Origin of the sequence: Janthinobacterium sp. GW458P, from assembly GCF_002127585.1 — a bacterium.
Taxonomy (GTDB): domain Bacteria; phylum Pseudomonadota; class Gammaproteobacteria; order Burkholderiales; family Burkholderiaceae_D; genus Janthinobacterium.
Window position 1 is genome coordinate 35621 of the sequence record NZ_NEGZ01000030.1, and the last position, 18097, is coordinate 53717.

General features: G+C 61.8%; 15 protein-coding genes and 1 tRNA gene. All 16 read right to left on the reverse strand.

Translation table 11 applies throughout. The features are described 5' to 3' along the window. Window positions 1–115 precede the first annotated feature (115 nt). Complete coding sequence (locus CBW50_RS17120; RefSeq protein ID WP_086146681.1) at window positions 116–1498, reverse strand: undecaprenyl-phosphate glucose phosphotransferase; 1383 nt, start codon at window positions 1496–1498, stop codon at window positions 116–118. 8 nt (window positions 1499–1506) lie between these two features. Beyond that, window positions 1507–2778: an XrtB/PEP-CTERM-associated polysaccharide biosynthesis outer membrane protein EpsL gene (gene epsL / locus CBW50_RS17125; protein WP_139842557.1), complete on the reverse strand. Its 1272-nt coding sequence runs from the start codon at window positions 2776–2778 to the stop codon at window positions 1507–1509. 40 nt (window positions 2779–2818) lie between these two features. After that, entirely contained in the window at window positions 2819–3481 is a 663-nt protein-coding gene (locus CBW50_RS17130; RefSeq protein WP_086146682.1) for a CAAX prenyl protease-related protein, read from the reverse strand. 178 nt (window positions 3482–3659) lie between these two features. Further along, entirely contained in the window at window positions 3660–5552 is a 1893-nt protein-coding gene (locus CBW50_RS17135) for an ATP-binding cassette domain-containing protein (RefSeq protein ID WP_086146683.1), read from the reverse strand. A gap of 160 nt (window positions 5553–5712) precedes the next feature. Continuing rightward, window positions 5713–5787 (reverse strand) — tRNA-Arg (locus CBW50_RS17140). A gap of 90 nt (window positions 5788–5877) precedes the next feature. Continuing rightward, the gene (locus CBW50_RS17145) at window positions 5878–6912 is read right to left on the reverse strand and encodes a hypothetical protein (RefSeq protein ID WP_086146684.1); all 1035 of its coding nucleotides are present in this window, start codon (window positions 6910–6912) and stop codon (window positions 5878–5880) included. Between the two features lie 5 nt (window positions 6913–6917). Continuing rightward, window positions 6918–8390, reverse strand: coding sequence for an MBOAT family protein (locus CBW50_RS17150; protein ID WP_086146685.1), 1473 nt, complete (start codon window positions 8388–8390; stop codon window positions 6918–6920). A gap of 238 nt (window positions 8391–8628) precedes the next feature. Further along, window positions 8629–9375 carry a PEP_CTERM-anchored TLD domain-containing protein gene (locus CBW50_RS17155; protein WP_226936452.1) on the reverse strand — a complete coding sequence of 249 codons (747 nt, stop codon included), beginning with the start codon at window positions 9373–9375 and terminating at the stop codon, window positions 8629–8631. Between the two features lie 124 nt (window positions 9376–9499). Then, window positions 9500–9892 (reverse strand): RidA family protein, encoded by a 393-nt coding sequence (locus CBW50_RS17160; protein ID WP_086146710.1) that lies wholly within the window; start codon window positions 9890–9892, stop codon window positions 9500–9502. 26 nt (window positions 9893–9918) lie between these two features. Then, window positions 9919–11070, reverse strand: a complete 1152-nt coding sequence (locus tag CBW50_RS17165; RefSeq protein ID WP_086146686.1) for an acyl-CoA dehydrogenase family protein — start codon at window positions 11068–11070, stop codon at window positions 9919–9921. 1 nt (window position 11071) lies between these two features. Beyond that, on the reverse strand, window positions 11072–11926 hold the full coding sequence (locus CBW50_RS17170; RefSeq protein WP_086146687.1) for an enoyl-CoA hydratase family protein: 855 nt from the start codon (window positions 11924–11926) through the stop codon (window positions 11072–11074). A gap of 2 nt (window positions 11927–11928) precedes the next feature. Next, a complete protein-coding gene (locus CBW50_RS17175) occupies window positions 11929–12441 on the reverse strand; it encodes a MarR family winged helix-turn-helix transcriptional regulator (protein ID WP_086146688.1) in 513 nt (170 codons plus the stop codon). A 13-nt stretch (window positions 12442–12454) separates the two neighbouring features. After that, a complete protein-coding gene (locus CBW50_RS17180; RefSeq protein ID WP_086146689.1) occupies window positions 12455–13255 on the reverse strand; it encodes an SDR family NAD(P)-dependent oxidoreductase in 801 nt (266 codons plus the stop codon). Between the two features lies 1 nt (window position 13256). Continuing rightward, window positions 13257–15632: a bifunctional salicylyl-CoA 5-hydroxylase/oxidoreductase gene (locus tag CBW50_RS17185; protein ID WP_086146690.1), complete on the reverse strand. Its 2376-nt coding sequence runs from the start codon at window positions 15630–15632 to the stop codon at window positions 13257–13259. Further along, window positions 15629–17248 (reverse strand): AMP-binding protein, encoded by a 1620-nt coding sequence (locus tag CBW50_RS17190; protein WP_086146691.1) that lies wholly within the window; start codon window positions 17246–17248, stop codon window positions 15629–15631. Before CBW50_RS17190 ends, CBW50_RS17185 begins: the two co-directional genes overlap by 4 nt. Before the next feature lie 100 nt (window positions 17249–17348). After that, window positions 17349–18059, reverse strand: a complete 711-nt coding sequence (locus CBW50_RS17195; protein ID WP_086146692.1) for a response regulator — start codon at window positions 18057–18059, stop codon at window positions 17349–17351. Window positions 18060–18097: the final 38 nt, after the last annotated feature.

Below are 18097 nucleotides of genomic sequence, written 5' to 3' on the forward strand. Positions count from 1 at the left end.
GCCACCTTTCATCTGGTTCGCGCCTGAATGTGTCAAGCACAACCTAGCCAAGCATATTTTATCGCGTATTGACTGGGCGCAAACTAAATTCCATGAACGCGCACCACCGACATCGTCAATGGGCATTCTCGCGCTTCAACACCACCTTTACGGTGCGCATGATGATCCACAAATCGAGCCACAGTGACCAGTTACGCAGGTAGTCGAGGTCGAAATGGATGCGCGCCTCCATCTTGTCCAACGTTTCCGTCTCGCCACGCAGACCGTTGACCTGCGCCCATCCCGTGATGCCAGGCTTGACCTTGTGACGCAGCATATAGCCCTTGATCAATTTACGGTATTGCTCGTTGTGCGCCACGGCATGCGGACGCGGCCCGACAATACTCATACGGCCCTGTAACACATTGATAAATTGCGGCAGCTCGTCGAGTGAGCTGCGGCGCAAAAAACCGCCGATGCGCGTCACGCGCTGGTCGTCCTTGGTCGCTTGCACAACCTTATCGCCATCTTCGCTCACCGTCATCGAGCGGAATTTATAGACGATGATTTCCTCGCCATACAAGCCGTAGCGGCGCTGGCGAAAAATCACGGGCCCTTTGGAGGTCATCTTGACGGCGATGGCGATAAGCAGCATCAGCGGCAACAGCATAATCTGGATCAGCAGGCCCAGCACAATATCGCTGCCCCGTTTGACCATGCTGTTAAAACCGGTAAACGGCGACTCGCGAATGGCGATCACCGGCATGCCGCCGACATTGTCAAAACGCGCCTGCATCAAATCGAAGATATAGATATCCGGCAAGAAGTACACGGACGCCGTCGTATCCTGCAACTCATCGAGCATCTTGCGAATGCGCGGCTGGGCGGAAATGGGCTGGCTGATGAATATCATCTTGATATTGTGTTCGCGCACATACGGCGCGATATCGGCCATCTTGCCCAGCATGGGCTCGCGCATAGTCTCCGGCCAGCGGTCATCGGTACGGTCGTCAAAAAAGCCGCGCACGCTCATGAACAGGTTCGGATTACGCTCGACGGTGGCGGCAAATTTCAAGCTGGCATCATTGGCGCCGATGATGACGACGGAGCGCACTTCGCTGTCGCGCCCGGGATCGGCCACCATGCGCCGCGCGGCCAGATGGCTGAGCAGCAACACAAACGGCGTGAGCAGGAACCAGGCCAGCACCAGTTGCTGATCATAATGAAAAGCCAGGCCGGTGGCTGAGCCGAGGAACACCAGGATCAGGACCGTGATCGCCCAGCTGACGAACACATCGCGCGCGTAGGCGAGCATGCGGCCGCTGCGCCAGGTTCGATAGGGGTCGATATACTGGAAAATCGACGACGAAATAAAGAACGCAAGGATCATCAATACCAGCGAATAACCGGTAAATGGCGAGCCAGACAAGGCGGACAGCAGATACAGCGTGCCCATGATGATCAATGGGTCGAGTATGCGCTGGAAAAACGAAATCAGGGGTATATCATTAACCGTCATGATGCTCTTCAGAACTGGGCGCTGGCATTGAAAGAAATGCCGTTGGCGTGGTAGGTGCTAGTATTGACGATGGGTGCGCCTTTGCGTTCGTCACGGAAAGCGCTGACGCCCAACTGGATATTTGGCCGCGGCGCGTACGTCAAGCCTATGCTGGCCGTCTTCGTGGTGTCCTTGACGTCAATGGGCAACACCAGTCCGCTCGCTGCAGAAAAATCGCGCTTCTCGCGCCGCACTTGGGCGTCCATGCGGACCTTGGCCGAAACATCCCAGGCCGCAGCCAAGCTGGCGCCATTGTTCAGGCTGCTGCTAATCAGGGAATTTTCCACAGCAGCGAACTCATGCCACACACTGCCCGTAAATCGCACCTTGCCAAGCGGGGCCCAATATACCGTGACGCGCCCATTGGCACCACTGGCGTCGCGCCCCGAGAATATCTTGTTCTTGCGCTTCACCCAGCCACCGAGCAATTGCACTTGTGTAATACCGCTGACGCGCCAATAAACGTTGGCCTTGACCTCGTCCTGCTCGTAACCCTGGTCGACGCCCAATCCAGCCAGGTTGGCTCGATTCGGATACTCCCCTTTCAGGTGCCGCAACTGTATCCCGATGCGGCTTTCGCTGGCTGGCAAATAGTCGAAGCCCAGTTCCACGGCATCCTCCTGCCGATCGGAAATTTTTTGTGCACTGGAGTCATAAGTATATTTATCGCGAGAAATGCCGCCCCGCACTCGCCAGCTGGGATGGAAGCGCCAGCCACCATTGACATATTCACGGCGTATCGTACGCAAATTGCGGTCCGTGCTCTGCAGATCGCTGAACGGTGTCAGCGTCTGCGAATAACTACCTCCCACATGCCCCTCAAGATGATTGGCAATATGCCACTCCAAGTCGGCCAGATAGTCTTTTCCCGTGTAGTCAAGCTGATCAAAGTGATCGAAATAGACGCGCGACCACTTCAACTGACCGGTCAGTACTTGCCGGCCGATAGGGCGCTTGATCAACAGCCCTGCCTGTACCTGGCGCGAGGTGTCCGAGCGCTGACCATCGAAACCAGGTACGTTATCACCAAGCCGGAATAAATTATTATCGTAGGAGTACGATGTCGCAATAAAAGGTGAAATCGTATCGCTGATGGCGGCACCAGCCGGCAAACTGCATACCGCACCACCGCCCACCAACAGCGTTGCGGGCAATATGCGTGCCAGAACCGCGGCCAAACGGCTGCGCTGTAATCCAGATTGCCCAAAGCGGGCTTGGCAATGATACGGTGAAGTCAACATGGGCATTGTCTTTGAAAGAGCAAACAGTTAGTTGGCAATATTACCAGTAAGTCCAGTGTCCACCGGAAATAATCCAGAGGCCCAACACGCCATTCGTCACGCCGTGCGCGAGAATGGGCGACCACAGCGACTGGCTGCGCATGTACAGCAGGCTGTAGGCAGCGCCGGCAACGATACCGGCCAGCCACAAATTGTGTTCGAAGCCAAACAGTACCACGCTGACAACAAGGGCCTTCGCACTCGCCAGGCGCGGGTTGAATCGCAGAAAGTCAGGAGCATCGATCCAGCGCAGCAGGAAGGAGCGCCAGAACAGCTCTTCCATCACGGGCACCACCAGCGCCGCGCCGGCAATGCGCAATGCCACCAGCGTCCAGTCGATGCGGCCGTCATTGCGGGGATCGAAACCGTCGGCACTGCCGATCTGCATCCAGCCCGCATTCAACGTAATCCACAGCAAAAAAACAACAAGTCCGGCGGCGATCGCGACAGCTGTGGCGCGCGCACCGAGTCCTGTCCAGGCCAGTTCCGTATAGCTGCGGCGCCAGTACAGCAGCATGCCCAGCACGGCGCCGATCTTGACGGCATACAGCCAGCGCAAATCCTGCGCGGCAAAGCCGAGCCGGCCCAGCATGTCGGCGATAAAAATGAAGGAGAGGTAGACCAGGAATGGCGCTACCCGAGGCAAGGCGGCGCGGTCAAACATATTGACGCGTATCGGGAACAGGCCCGCACGCCAGACGCCCTGGTCCGGCTTGCGTGTTTTTCATGACAAACATGCATCCCCCGATGTAAAAAATATAATTATATAATTATATCAAGCAGAACCGTTGCCGTGGCAAGTAATCCTAACTTAAATTACAACAGGGAATGCGAGAAACCAATCAGGCGTTGCTGCGCGCCTCGATCTGTTCCCATTTTTCCAACGCTTCGAGCAACTCGTTCTCGATTTCCGCCACGCGCGCATTCAGACGCTTGCCTTCGGCTGGCGTCTTCTTGTAGAAGTCCGGATGCGACAGTTCCGCGGCCAGCACGGATTGCTCGTCTTCCAGCTTGGCGATCAATTTCGGCAATTCTTCCAGTTCACGCTGCTCCTTGTAGCTGAGCTTTTTCTGCTTGGCAACAGGTGCGGCAGCCTCGACCTTGACGGCCGGCTTGCTGGCGGGCGCCGTGGCGATCGGCAAGGTGCGCACGCGCTCCCAGTCCGTGTAGCCGCCGACGAATTCGCGCCACTTGCCCTCGCCTTCGGCGACGATCACCTGCGTGACGACGTTGTCGAGGAAGGTACGGTCATGGCTGACGAGGAAAACGGTGCCGGTGTATTCTTCCAGCAACTCTTCCAGCAATTCCAGGGTATCGATATCCAAGTCATTGGTCGGCTCATCGAGCACCAGCACGTTGGCCGGCTTGGCGAACAGGCGCGCCAGCAGCAAACGGTTGCGCTCGCCACCGGACAGCGACTTGACGGGCGAACGGGCACGTTCCGGCGCAAACAGGAAGTCGTTCAGGTAGGTCATCACGTGGCGGCGCTGGCCATTGATCTCGACCCAGTCGCTGCCTGGCGCGATGGTTTCCATCAGGTTCGCCTCTTCGTTCAGCTGCGTGCGCATCTGGTCGAAATACGCCACCTGCAGCTTGGTGCCCAGGCGGATGGTACCGGTGTCCGACTGCTCTTCGCCGAGGATCATCTTCAGCAGGGTGGTCTTGCCGGCGCCGTTGGCGCCGATCAGGCCAACCTTGTCGCCGCGCAAGATGGTCGCACTGAAATCCTTGACAATGACCTTGTCGCCATAGATTTTCGAGACGTTTTCCAGGTCCGCCACGATCTTGCCCGAGCGTTCGCCGGCCGACACGTCCAGCTTGACCTGTCCCTGCTGCTCGCGGCGCGCATTGCGCGTCAGGCGCAGCGCTTCCAGGCGGCGCACGCGGCCTTCGTCACGCACGCGGCGCGCCTTGACGCCCTTGCGTATCCACACTTCTTCCTGCGCCAGGAACTTGTCGAACTTGGCGTTTTCCACTTCCTCGATTTCCAGTTGCTCCGCCTTGCGGGTCTGATAGGCCGTGAAGTTGCCCGGATACGACAGCAGGCGGCCGCGGTCCAGTTCGATGATGCGCGTGGCAACATTGTCGAGGAAGGAGCGGTCATGGGTAATGAACAGTACGCTACCCTTGAAATCGCGCAGCAAGCCTTCCAGCCACAGGATGGAGCTGAAATCGAGATGGTTGGTCGGCTCATCGAGCAGCAGCACGTCAGGCGCCGAGACCAGTGCGCGCGCCAGCGCGACGCGCTTCTGCATCCCGCCCGACAGGGTTTTCATGGCCATGTCGCCCGTCAGGTTCAAACGGTCGAGCACGGTTTCCACCTTGTTCGGCAAACTCCACGCATCGGCCGCATCGAGTTTCACCTGGATGTCGTGCATGCGCTCCATCAATTCGTCGTCATTGCCCTGGCCAAACTGGCCTGTCAGCGCGTCGTACTCCTTCAGCCACGCCTGCGACTCGCCCATGCCGGAAGCGACAGCGTCAAACACGGACATTTCCGGGTCGAATTGCGGCTCCTGCTCCACATAGGCGATCTTGATGCCTTGTTGCATCACCAACAAACCATCGTCGAGCTTGAACTTGCCCGAAATAACCTTCAGCAAGGAGGATTTGCCCGTGCCGTTGCGCCCGATCAAGCCGACCCGTTCCGAGGTTTCCAGTGAGAATTCCGCGTGATCGAGCAGCGCGACGTGACCGAACGCAAGTTGCGCCGATGAAAGAGAAATGACAGCCATAATGAGTAAAGGTGTACGGGCGCCGCCTCGCGCGCACCGCGTGGTGCGCCAAACAGCTGCCGATTGGATGAATGAAGCACGCATTGTACCGACAACTCGGCACCACCAGTGCATTGCGGCCTGCATGAACTCAGGCCACCGGCGCGCGTTGCGTGGAATATGGTGTCGCCAGCAGGAATCGAACCTGCATTTAAGTCTTAGGAGGACCTTGTACTATCCATTGTACGATGGCGACACGCGCAGCGGCATTATACAGGCAAGCGCCCGCCATTAATAGCCTGGCAAGCGGGGCAGCACGACGCACTCGCCGGCCATGGCGCGCATGCTACGGCGCCAGGGCTGTCTGTTTGAGGCGGGACAGGATTTGCTGGGCCGCGAGCGCATGGGACACCTTGTTCCAGTGCGCATCCATGGGAGCGAAGTCCATCCGCTCGCGTTGCGCCTCCCAGTGCCGCGCGAACACAGGTTGCATGTCGATTGCGGCATAACCATGCTGTTTCAAACGGTCGAGGAAAAATGCCCGATCGTCGCCCTGCCAGGATGGCTTACCCTTGTGCGCGTCGTACAACAGGCCCCGCTCTCCATCGACGAGAAATAGAAACTGCACCTTGGAACTACCTTCGATGGCACGCAGCTGCGTCAGATAGTAATCAAGTACCAATGCCTGCGCCGCAGTGTCCCGTACCGGCAATGGCGCCGCCGACGCCGGATTCTTGCCGCGCAGCGTGGACGATAACCAATCGGGCAACTTGAGATTGTAATAACAATACCGCACCAATGCCGAATAAGACACCACCCGCTTGATCCTGGGTTCGATATACGGCGCATGCACGATGTGGAAGCCATCCGGGCCGGGTTCAATCTGATTGTGGCCACGCTTTGCTGGCTCAAGCAAGGTGGCGAGATTGCTGCCATCGACAAATAACACCACGCTACGCGGATGCACGCGCGGCAGATAGTAGCGCGCCATGACGAGCATGTCGGCGAGGCCATTGCCGGAATTGCCAGCCGCATACACTCCGCCGCCAAGGGCACGCTCCAGCTGCCCCTGCATGGTATCGGGATAATCGAGCATCAGGCTCTCGACAAAACTGTCACCGAGCACCAGTACGGCAGCGCCATCCTTGAAGTCGCGCGAATTCGACCACCCTTGGGCATTGATCACGCCGCTACGCGCATTATTAAACGCCCAGCCATACGAATACACATAGGGCTGATGCGCCAGATAGCGGCGAAATGGAATTTGCGGGTCGCTATTTTCCAGCCGCAAGCCGGACGAGACAGGCAGGCATTGCAAAACGGCCTCGAGTATCAGCACCGTTGCCAGCATGCCCAAGCCGATGGAAAATAAAGGACGCATATGGTTTAGAAATTAAAATAAAGAAATTCAGAAATGCCACGCGTTTCACTAATCGCCAGCAAAAGTAAACAAAGGATCAACAGCGCCCCCAAGGCGATATTGCCGCCCTGGCCGGACAGGCGCTGTTCCTGTGCACGCAAAATGCCCCGGCCCAACAGGTCGTAGGCATTTGGCGTCAAAAAGGCAATGGCCGCACAGGCCAGCAACCACAACAGGCAGGTCTGCAGCGCCATAATCCTGTCGGTTCCCAGCATCGCCATCTGCATCGCCGGCGTCAGGGTGCCGCCGCCCATGGCTTGTAGCACATCCAGCGCCACCTCCACGGAACTGGCACGGAAAAAGACCCACGCCAAAACGACCGCCAGGAAAGTGGCGATGCCGCCCGCTACACGTATCGGCAGATTGCTGCGTCCACCAAGAACATGGCGTAGCGCATGATTAACAATCAGATAAATACCGTGCAGCATGCCCCAGACGAGAAAAGTCCAATTGGCGCCATGCCACAATCCACCGAGCAGCATGGTCAGGAACAGATTACGATAACGCTGGAAGGCGCCTTCGCGATTCCCCCCTAAGGGAATGTACAGATAATCGCGCAGGAAAGTGGACAGCGTGATGTGCCAGCGTCGCCAGAAATCGATGATGGACGCCGCCTTGTACGGCGAGTTGAAATTGATGGGCAGTACGATGCCAAACATATAGGACAGGCCGTATGCCATATCGGAATAGGCGGAAAAGTCGAAATACAACTGGAAGGTGTATGCCAGAGCTCCGGCCCAGGCTTCCAGCATGCTCAAGTTCTGGTGGTGCGCATCGAAGACCGGTGCGACATAGCGAGCCACGCCGTCAGCCAAGATCACTTTCTTGAACAGGCCGATGGTGAAGAACGTCAGGCCGATGACGATGCGCCCCCGCCGCAGCACGTGCGATTCCGGCTGTGAAAATTGCGGCATCATATCTTTATGATGCAGAATGGGGCCAGCAATCAGGTGAGGGAAATACGTGACAAACAAGCCATAACTTTCCGGTTGGTACTCTTTGACTTTGCCGGCATGACAATCCACCAGATACGCAATCTGCGTAAACGTGAAGAATGATATGCCGATCGGCAACACGATGCCGATCGGCGTCAGCGGCGCCCCGGTCAGGGCCGCTATATTTTCTATAAGAAAATCAAAATATTTAAAAAAGATCAGCAGGGAAAGGTTGAAAACGAGTCCGCAGACTAGCCACGTCTTCGCACGGCGACGCAGGCCCCGCTCATAGAGCTGTGAAATCCGGCGTCCAACCGCAAAGTTGACACAGACGGACAAGGCTAGCAACGGCAGGAAACGAATATCCCAATAGCAATAAAATGCGATCGAAGCCAGCAGCAAAAAAATAATCGACAGGCGTAAAGAATGCTTTGATAGAACAAAATATCCCAACAGGGCCAATGGCAAAAAGATCAAAAAGAAAGCAAATGAATTAAATAGCACCGCGTCTTCCTACAGGTAATAGATTGGTGCGCAGGGGATTATTGATGGTCTGACATACTTCTGACTGGCTCGGAATCGCCAAGCCGGCAGGAAAAGACCGAAGGCCGGAGCGATCTCGAAATCAGTACTGCACATGTTCCCTTTACCGCCCACAACGAGTAGCGGGCTAGCGCATGGCTGCCGTTTTGCGGTCCCCGCCTGACGCGGCCCGCTACACTTCACAATACTCTCCTCAGCCTCATTTAGCATCCTGCACATTGCCAGCCGCGCACTTGCCGCGGCGGCGCGCCACTATCAGCAGCAATCCCGCCATGAGCATGCCAAACGTTCCCGGCTCGGGCACGGCGCTGATCGTAAATACCTGAATCGCGCCAAAGGTCACGTCGTTGGCATGCCAGGTGGAGCCATCGAGCAAACTGACGCCGGTCGATGGCAGCCCACGATAGTTATAGGTATACAGGAAAGAACTGCCGCCATGCGTGAGGTCTTGCGGCACATACAAATCGTGCCCGTAGCCGAATGTAGGGCCGTAATCGGGCTGGTTGTAGGTCTGGTCCTTGCCGATACCGTCCCCGTTGAAATACTGCTTCAGTTGCGGCAGCATGAAGCCGGCCGTCAGATTGAACAGGAAAGCCGTGCGCTGGCTGTCGTCCATGGTGACATGCGTGCCATCGGTGGAACTCCAGCTTTGCGGATTGTAGCCGCCCACCAGCCACGTCTTGCCCGATGAATTCGTGGCCTCCATGACGGAAAACGTGCGCCCCTTGCCATCGGAGGCCTTGTGAAAATCGAGCGCAGTGTCGCTCGCCGCCTTGCTGTAAATATTCGTCAGCGCCAGGCGGCCTTCGCCAAGCCAGGTTTCCAACTGCGCCTGATAAGCAGGAGACAGCAGCGTCGAGCCGGAGGCCGCCTGCGCTCCCATGCAAAAAAACAGGCCGGCTGACGCCAGCGCCAGACTACTTGCTACTCTGAATTTGTTTTGCATACCTTACCTCTACTGTCAGTATTTTTAGTACCGGCGTATTTTCCGGTTGCCAAATATAACACGATGGATAATGTTTTTATATTTATTATTTAGATACTAGTATGCAATATTTCACAGCAGAAATTCAGCCGGGCAGCACCGCCGTCACTTCGATCTCGACCTTCGCCCTGTCCTCGATCAGACCGGCCACCTGCACGGCCGTCATGGCCGGAAAATGTTTACCGATGATTTCCCTGTAAGCAACGCCAATATGTGGATATGCCGCCACATATTCCTTCTTGTCCAGCACATACCAGTTCATGCGCACGATATGCTCGGGCAGGGCGCCCGCCTCGGCCAGCACGGCGACGATATTCTGCAGGGCCTGGCGCACCTGCCCCGCAAAATCGTCCGTCTGGAACTGGCCCTGCGCATCCCAGCCTATCATGCCGCTGACGTACACCGTGCGTCCGCTCGCGGCGATGCCGTTCGCATAGCCGCGCGGCCTTGCCCAGCCGGGCGGTTGTAAAACTTGCATATTGCTTTCCTCGTTGTTCATGCGGTTCATGCGTCCCCCGTCTCGCGCAGCAGTTCGCGCGCGATGATCAGCTGCTGCACCTCGCTGGCGCCCTCATAGATGCGCAAGGCGCGGATTTCGCGGTACAGGCATTCGACCGGGTGCCCGCTGACCACCCCCAGGCCGCCAAAAAGTTGCACAGCAGCATCAATCACCTGCTGCGCCGTCTCGGTGGCCGTCAGCTTGGCCATGGCCGCCTCCTTCGTCACCTTGCGGCCCTGGTCGCGCTGCCAGGCGGCGCGGTAGGTGAGCAGCGCGGCCGCGTCGATGCCGGTGGCCATCTGCGCCAGCCTGGCCTGCGTCAGCTGGAAATCCGCCAGCGTCTGGCCGAACATCTGGCGCTTTGTCGCGTGGCGCAGCGCTTCATCAAACGCGCGCCGCGCAAAGCCCAGCGCGGCGGCAGCCACCGAGGTACGGAAAATATCCAAAGTCGCCATCGCCACCTTGAAGCCCTGCCCTGCCTCGCCCAGGCGCTGCGACACGGGCACGCGGCAGTTGGCGAAGCGCAGCCGGGCCAGCGGATGCGGCGCGATGACGGCGATGCGTTCGGCGATTTCCAGCCCGGGATTGTCGGCGTCGACGATGAAGGCGCTGATGCCGCGCGCGCCCGGCGCCTCGCCCGTGCGGGCGAAGACCACATAAAAGTCGGCGATGCCGCCGTTCGAGATCCACGTCTTTTCGCCGTCGAGCACATAGTCGTCGCCGTCGCGGCGCGCCGCGCACGCCATGGCCGCCACGTCGGAGCCTGCCTGCGGCTCGGACAGGGCAAAGGCGGCGATGCGCTTGCCGCTGGCCACGTCGGGCAGGTAGCGCGCCTTGTTCCCGGCGCTGCCGAACAGGCCGATGGCGCCCGAACCGAGTCCCTGCATGGCGAAAGCGAAATCGGCCAGCCCATTGTGACGCGCCAGGGTTTCGCGGATCAGACAGATGGCGCGCGTGTCGATCCTGCCATCGATGCCGGTGGCATGCGCGAGCCAGCCGCCCTGCCCTAATTGGGCCACCAGCGCGCGGCAAGCCGCGTCGACGTCGGCGCCGTGCGCGTCGTCCAGGTGCGCATCGGCCCAGGCATCGAGTTCGCGTTCAAGTTCCGCATGGCGCGCCTCGAAAAACGGCCATTCCAGATAGCTGGTGTCGCGCATCTCAATTACCCTCAAAGGTTGGTTGTTCCTTCGCCACGAAGGCGTGATAGGCGCGGTGAAAATCGTTGGTGGCCATGCAGATGGCCTGCGCCTGCGCTTCCGCCTCGATGGCTTCGTCGACGCCCATGTTCCACTCCTGCTGCAGCATTTTTTTCGTCATGCCGTGCGCGAACGTGGGGCCGCAGGCCAGGCCGGCGGCGAACAGCTGCGCCGCCTCGGCCAGTTCTTCCGGCTCGACCAGGCGGTTGAGCCAGCCCCAGCGCTCGGCCTCGGCACCGGCCAGCGAGCGCCCCGTGTACAGCAGCTCGGCGGCGCGGCCCTGGCCGATCACGCGCGGCAGCAAGGCGCAGGCGCCCATGTCGCAGCCGGCCAGGCCCACGCGGGTAAACAAAAAGGCCGTCTTGCTGCGCGCCGTGCCCAGGCGGATGTCGGAGGCCAGCGCCAGCATGGCGCCGGCGCCCGCGCAAATGCCGTCGATGGCGGCGATGATGGGCTGCGGGCAGGCGCGCATGGCTTTCACCACGTCGCCCGTCATGCGGGTAAACGCCAGCAGGCCGGGCATGTCGAGTTGCGTCAGCGGGCCGATGATGTCGTGCACGTCGCCGCCCGAGCAGAAATTGCCGCCGCTGCCAGTGATCACCACGGCCTTGATGTCGTCGGCATGGGCCAGCGCGCGAAACAGCTCGCGCAATTCCGCATACGAGTCAAAAGTGAGCGGATTCTTGCGCTCGGGCCTGTGCAAAGTCAAGGTGGCGACGCCTTCCTCGACGGAGAATAAAAAATGCCGCGCGGCGTAGTGGGCCAGGCTGGCGCGGTTGCCTGGCAGGTCTTGCGGCTGGCCGGGTAGATGGCGCATGCTCAGTCCTTTAGAGGGGTGTTATTCAACTGCTGCTTCATGTGCGACAGCAGGTCGATCAATTGGTTTTTGTCGTCCGGCGTCACGCCGTGCAGCAGTTCGGCGATCCAGCCTTCATGCACGCGCGCCATCTCGTCGAAGGCGCGCCGGCCCGCTGGCGTCAGCTTGACGCTGTACGAGCGGCGGTCTTTCGGGTCGACCACGCGCGCCACCAGCTTTTCCTGCTCCAGCTGGTCGGTGATGCCCGTGATATTGCCGCCCGTGACCATCATGCGCCTGGACAGCTCGCCCATGCGCAAACCTTCGGGGAAGCGCTCGAGCTGCGCCATCAGGTCGAAGCGGGGCAAGGTGATGCCGAAGGTGGCGCGCAAGCGCGTGCGCACCTCGTTTTCGATTTTTACCGTGCATGACAGCATGCGCAGCCACAGCTTGAGCGACTGGTGGTGGTCCTGCGTCAGCCGGCTGGCCAGGTCCAGCACGGGTTCGTCCTGCACATTGTCGGGTTCTTTGTCCATGATCTTCATTCGGTTACATGACTTCGCCGCCGGCGACGGCGATCGATTGTCCATTCATTGCCGACGACGCGGGCAGGCATAGCCAGGCCACCGCATCGGCCACTTCCTGCGGCTGCACCAGCCGCTGCTGCGGATTGGCCGCTGCCAGCTCCGCGCGCGCCGCGTCTTCGCCGCGCCGCGTCTTGCGCACGATGTTCTGCACGGCCTGCGCCACCATGTCCGTTTCCGTGTAGCCGGGGCAGACGGCGTTGACGGTGATGCCGCGCGGCGCCGCTTCCAGCGCCAGCGCGCGCGTCAGGCCGATCACGCCATGCTTGGCGGCGACATAGGCGCTGACATAGCGATAACCCTTCAGGCCCGCCGTCGACGCCACGTTGACGATGCGCCCCCAGCCCGCTTCCAGCATGGCCGGCATGGCGGCATGGCAGCAGTGGAACACGCCCGTCAGGTTCACGGCCAGCATCTGCTGCCAGATGGCGGCGTCCGTCTTGCCGAATGGCGCCGCATGCGCCTGGCCCGCGTTATTGATCAGGATATCGACGCGGCCGAAATGCGCGGCCGCCTGCGCGAAGCCCGCCTGCACGGATGCTTCCACGGCCACGTCGAGCACGCAGATGGCCACCCGACCCGCATGGCCCGCCTCTTCCAGCTGCATGCGCGCGCGCGCCAGCCGCGCGCCATCGCGCCCGGCCAGGGTGACCCTGGCGCCCGCGTCCAGCAAGGCGCCCGCGCAAGCAAGGCCGATGCCGCTGCCGGCGCCCGTCACCAGCGCGTGCTTGCCGGCCAATGCCCCGTCCAGTTGTTCCTTGCTCATGTCATCCTTCCAGCAGCCGCGCGGCCACCTGTTGCGGGGTGAGGCCCGTATTGGCGGCGGCCAGCTGGCGTTCGCGCTGCAGATTGCGTTCCAGCTGCTGCTGGCCCGGCCGGTACTGTTTCGGCCAGACTGCTGCCCCGCCGCTGTAGCCGATGCGCGCCATTTCCGTCAGGGTCCAGGCCGGGTTGGCCAAGTGCGGACGGCCCACGGCGCACAAGTCGGCGCGCCCGGCGGCGATGATGCTGTTGGCGTGGTCGGCTTCGAAGATGGAGCCGACGGCCATGCTGGCGATGCCCGCCTCGTTGCGCACGCGGTCGGCGAACGGCGCCTGGAACATGCGCCCGTACACAGGCTGTTCGAGCTTGCTGACCTGGCCCGAGGAACAGTCGATCAGGTCCGCGCCCGCAGCCTTGAACAGGCGCGCGATGCGCACCGCGTCATCGGGCGTGATGCCGCCTTCGACCCAGTCGTGGGCCGAGATGCGCACGCTCATCGGCTTGTCCTGCGGCCAGGCGGCGCGCATGGCGCGGAACACGCGCAAGGGATAGCGGCAGCGGTTTTCCAGGCTGCCGCCATAGTCGTCCGTGCGGCGGTTGGTCAGCGGCGAGATAAAGCTCGACAGCAGATAGCCGTGCGCGCAATGCAGTTCCAGCCAGTCGAAACCGGCAACGGCGGCGCCCAGCGTGGCGCGCACGAAATCCTGCTCGACGCGCGCCAGGTCGCTTTCCGTGGCCGCGCGCGCCAGCTGCGACACGCCGGCCAGGTACTGCTGTTCGGAAGCGGAGATCAGCGGCCAGTTCCCCTCCTTCAAGGGCAGGTCAATACCGTCCCACATGGGCCGCGTCGAGCCTTTCGCGCCCGCGTGGCCCAGCTGCAGGGCAATCTTCGCGTCGCTGTTGGCATGCACGAACTCGACGATGCGCCGCCACGCCTGCGTGTGCGCTTCGCTATACATGCCGGGGCAGGCGGGCGTGATGCGCGCATCGGCCGAGACGCACGTCATCTCGGCAAACACGAGGCCGGCGCCCCCCATGGCGCGCGCGCCCAGGTGCATCAGGTGGTAGTCGCCGGCCACGCCGTCGACGGCGCTGTACTGCGCCATCGGCGAGACGGCAATGCGATTTTTCAGCAGCGCGCCGCGCAGCTTGAACGGCGTGAGCATGGGTGGCAAAGCCTGGTCCGGCAGCTCCAGGCCGGCCTGCTCGCCGGCGCGCCGCGCCAGCCAGCGTTCGTAGTCGGCCACGTAGGCGGGATCGCGCAGGCGCAGGTTTTCATGCGAAATGCGCTGGCTGCGCGTGAGCATGGAATAGGCGAATTGCGGCGCCTCCATGGCGCTGTAGCGCTCGACGTTTTCAAACCATTCCATGGAATTGCGCGCCGCGCTCTGGATTTTGAGCACCTCGACGGCGCGCACCTGCTGGTAGGCGGCCAGGGCGGCGGTGCTGTCGCCGTGCTGGCCAAAGCAGCGCGCCAGCTCGATCGCGTCTTCCAGCGCCAGCTTGGTGCCCGAACCGATCGAGTAATGCGCCGTGTGGGCCGCGTCGCCCATCAGCACCACGGGCACGCCATCCTGGTGATGTACCCATTGCCGGCAAACGATGCGGGGGAAGGTGATCCACTGCGCCGAGCCGCGCAAATGCGGCGAGTTGCTCAGCAAACCGTGGCCGTCGAGTTCCCCGGCGAACAGGGCTTCGCAAAAGGCGATGCCCTCTTGCTGGCTCATGGCATCGAGCCCTGCGGCGCGCCAGACGCTTTCCGGCGTCTCGACGATGAAGGTCGAGGTCTCGCCGTCATACTGGTAGATATGCGCCTGGAACCAGCCGTATTGCGTCTGGCGGAAGGCAAACGTGAACGCCGCGAATTTCTTGCGCGTCCCCAGCCAGACGAAGCGGCAATGGCGCTGGTCGATCTCGGGCTGGTAGCTGGCCGCATAGCGCGTGCGGATGCGGCTGTTCAAGCCGTCGCTGGCAATCACCAGGTCCGCGCCGTACTGCTTCGCGATGGCCTGGTCATCCTGCACTTCCGTCTCGAACAGCAGCTGCACGCCAAGCTCCTCGCAGCGGGCCTGCAGGATATTGAGCAGGCGCTTGCGGCCGATGCCGCAAAAGCCATGGCCGCCCGAGCGCACGGTTTCGCCCTTGAAGTGGATCTCGATGTCGTCCCAGTGGTTGAACGCCTGCAGGATGGCGCGCGCCGTCGGCTCGTCGGCGCCGGCCAGGTTGCCCAGGGTCTGATCGGAAAACACCACGCCCCAGCCAAACGTGTCATACGGGCGGTTGCGCTCGATGACCGTGATGCGGTGATCCGGGTTCTGCTTTTTCATGAGCAGGCTGAAATACAGGCCGGCGGGACCGCCGCCGATGCAGACAATATTCATGGGGCGTCCGTGCGAAGTTTGAAGCGCTGCAGCTTGCCCGTTTCCGTGCGCGGCAAGGCGGCAAGAAAATGGATGGCGCGCGGGTATTTATAGGGGGCGATCTGCTGGCGCACGAATTCCTGCAATTCGGCCGCCAGCGCCTCGCCGGGCTGGAAACCGTCCTTCAGCACCACGTGCGCCTCGACAATCTGGCCCCGTTCGGCATCGGCGCGCCCGACCACGCCGCATTCGGCCACGGCCGGGTGGCGCAGCAGCGCCTCTTCCACTTCCGGCCCGGCGATGTTGTAGCCGGCCGAGACGATCATGTCGTCGCTGCGCGAGCGGTAATAGAAATAGCCGTCGCGGTCCATTTCGAAGGTGTCGCCCGTCAGGTTCCAGCCGTTCTGCACGTACTCGCGCTGGCGCGGATCGGCCAGGTAGCGGCAGCCGGTGGGGCCTTGCACGGCCAGACGACCCGTCGCGCCTGGCGGCTGCGGCACGCCGGCGTCGTCGACGATGCACGCCTGGTAGCCTGGAATGGCCTTGCCGATGGCGCCGCGGCGGATACCCTCGCCCGTGGCCGATATGAAGATGTGCAGCATCTCGGTGGCGCCAATGCCGTCCGTCATGGCCAGTCCCGTCGCCGCTTGCCAGGCGTCGCGCGTGGCCAGCGGCAGCGCCTCGCCGGCCGACACGCACAGGCGCAGGCTGCGCAAGTCGTGCTGCGCGGCCAGGGGCGCCATCTGGCGGTAAAACGTGGGCGCCGTGAAGCAGATCGTGGCTTGATAGGTGCCGATGGCGCGCAGCAGGGCCTCGGGCGTGAGTTTTTCCAGCAGTACGGTGGCCGCGCCAAAGCGCAGGGGGAACAGCAGCAGGCCGCCCAGGCCAAAGGTGAAGGCCAATGGCGGCGTGCCGATGAAGATGTCGTCGGCGCGCACCTGCAGCATGGAGCGGGGAAAGCAGTCGCAGATGGCCAGCAGGTCACGGTGCATGTGCATGGTTCCCTTGGGCACGCCCGTCGTGCCCGACGTAAAGCTGATCAGGCAGACGTCGTCGGCCGCCGTATCGCATGCCGCAAAAGGTGCGGCATGGGTCGCCATGCGCCGCTCCAGCTCGGCGCCATCGGCGCCAAAGCACAGCATGGCCGGCAGGCCAGACAAGCCGTCGAGCTCTCCGCGCAAGCCTTGCGCGCACAGCACGGCGTTGACCTCGGCCTTGGCGAGAATGGTCGACAGTTCGCGCGCGCGCAGCAGCGGCATGGTGGGCACGGCGATGCAGCCGGCCTTCAGCACGGCCAGCAGGCTGGCGGCCATCATCGGCGTATTCGCGCCGCGCAGCAGCACGCGGTTGCCGGGAATCAGGCCCAGGTCGGCGCGCAGCACGTGGGCGATGCGGTCGACCTGCCGCGCCAGCTGCGCATAGCTCCAGCGCTGGCCGTCGGCATGGATGGCAATGCGCTCGCCGCCGCCGTTGGCCACGGCCGCATCAAGCAGCGCGGCGACGCAATTGAGGCGCGCCGGGTACTGCAGCTCGGGCAGGTCAAAGCACAGCTGCGGCCAGAGTGCGCGCGGCGGCAGGTGCGCGCGCGCAAAGTCGTCATGGGGAGAGGCGGTGGAACCCGATAGATCGCTGTTCATGCTGATCCTGACTGGTGGCGGGCATGGGAACATGCTCCGGAAGCAGATACTTTAAACCTAAAGTATTTTTCCGGCAAGCAGAAAACCCCGTCATGCGTGCTCAGTCTTCGTCGTCGAGCTGGCGCAGCAGGCGCGCCTGTTGTGCCGCGCTGCGCGCCAGCGCGGCCAGCGCCGCCTGCATCTGGCCGCTGTCGAGCACCGCCGCCTGCAGCAGGGCCGCCATTTCGCCGCCCGCCCCATGCAGGCCCAGGGTACGGCAGCCCAGGTGCAGCCGTTCCAGCAACTGGCGCGCCTGGGCCGGCTCACCGCGCGCCAGCAAGGCATCGACCTGCTCGCCGGCGGCGCCGATCTGGCCCTGGAAACCCGTCAGATAGGCCAGCAGGCGCTCGTCATCGATGCCCAGGCGCTGCGCCGTCGCCAGCGGCGCCTCGGCCGGCAGGGACGCCACGTCGAAGCAGGCGTCGATATGCTGGCGCACCTGTTCCGGCTGGAAGGGCTTGACGATGTAGCCGGCAGCACCGGCCTGCACGGCGTCGCGCACGGTGTCGTGGTCATTGGCCGACGACACGAGCACCAGCGGCATGGCGTCGAGCGCGCTGTCGGAGCGGATTTTCTGCAGCAGTTCCATGCCCGACAGGCGCGGCATGCGCAGGTCGCAGAAGCACAGCGAAGGACGCAAGCCGCCTTCGAGCTGCTCCCACGCAGCGGCGCCATCCTCGGCCTCCACGATATCGTGCACGCCGCAACTGTCGATCAGGTGCATCAACACCATGCGCGAAACGACGTCATCGTCGACCACCAGTACTTTCATTCCACTCTCCATTGCCGGCTGTATCGGGGCACCTCTCG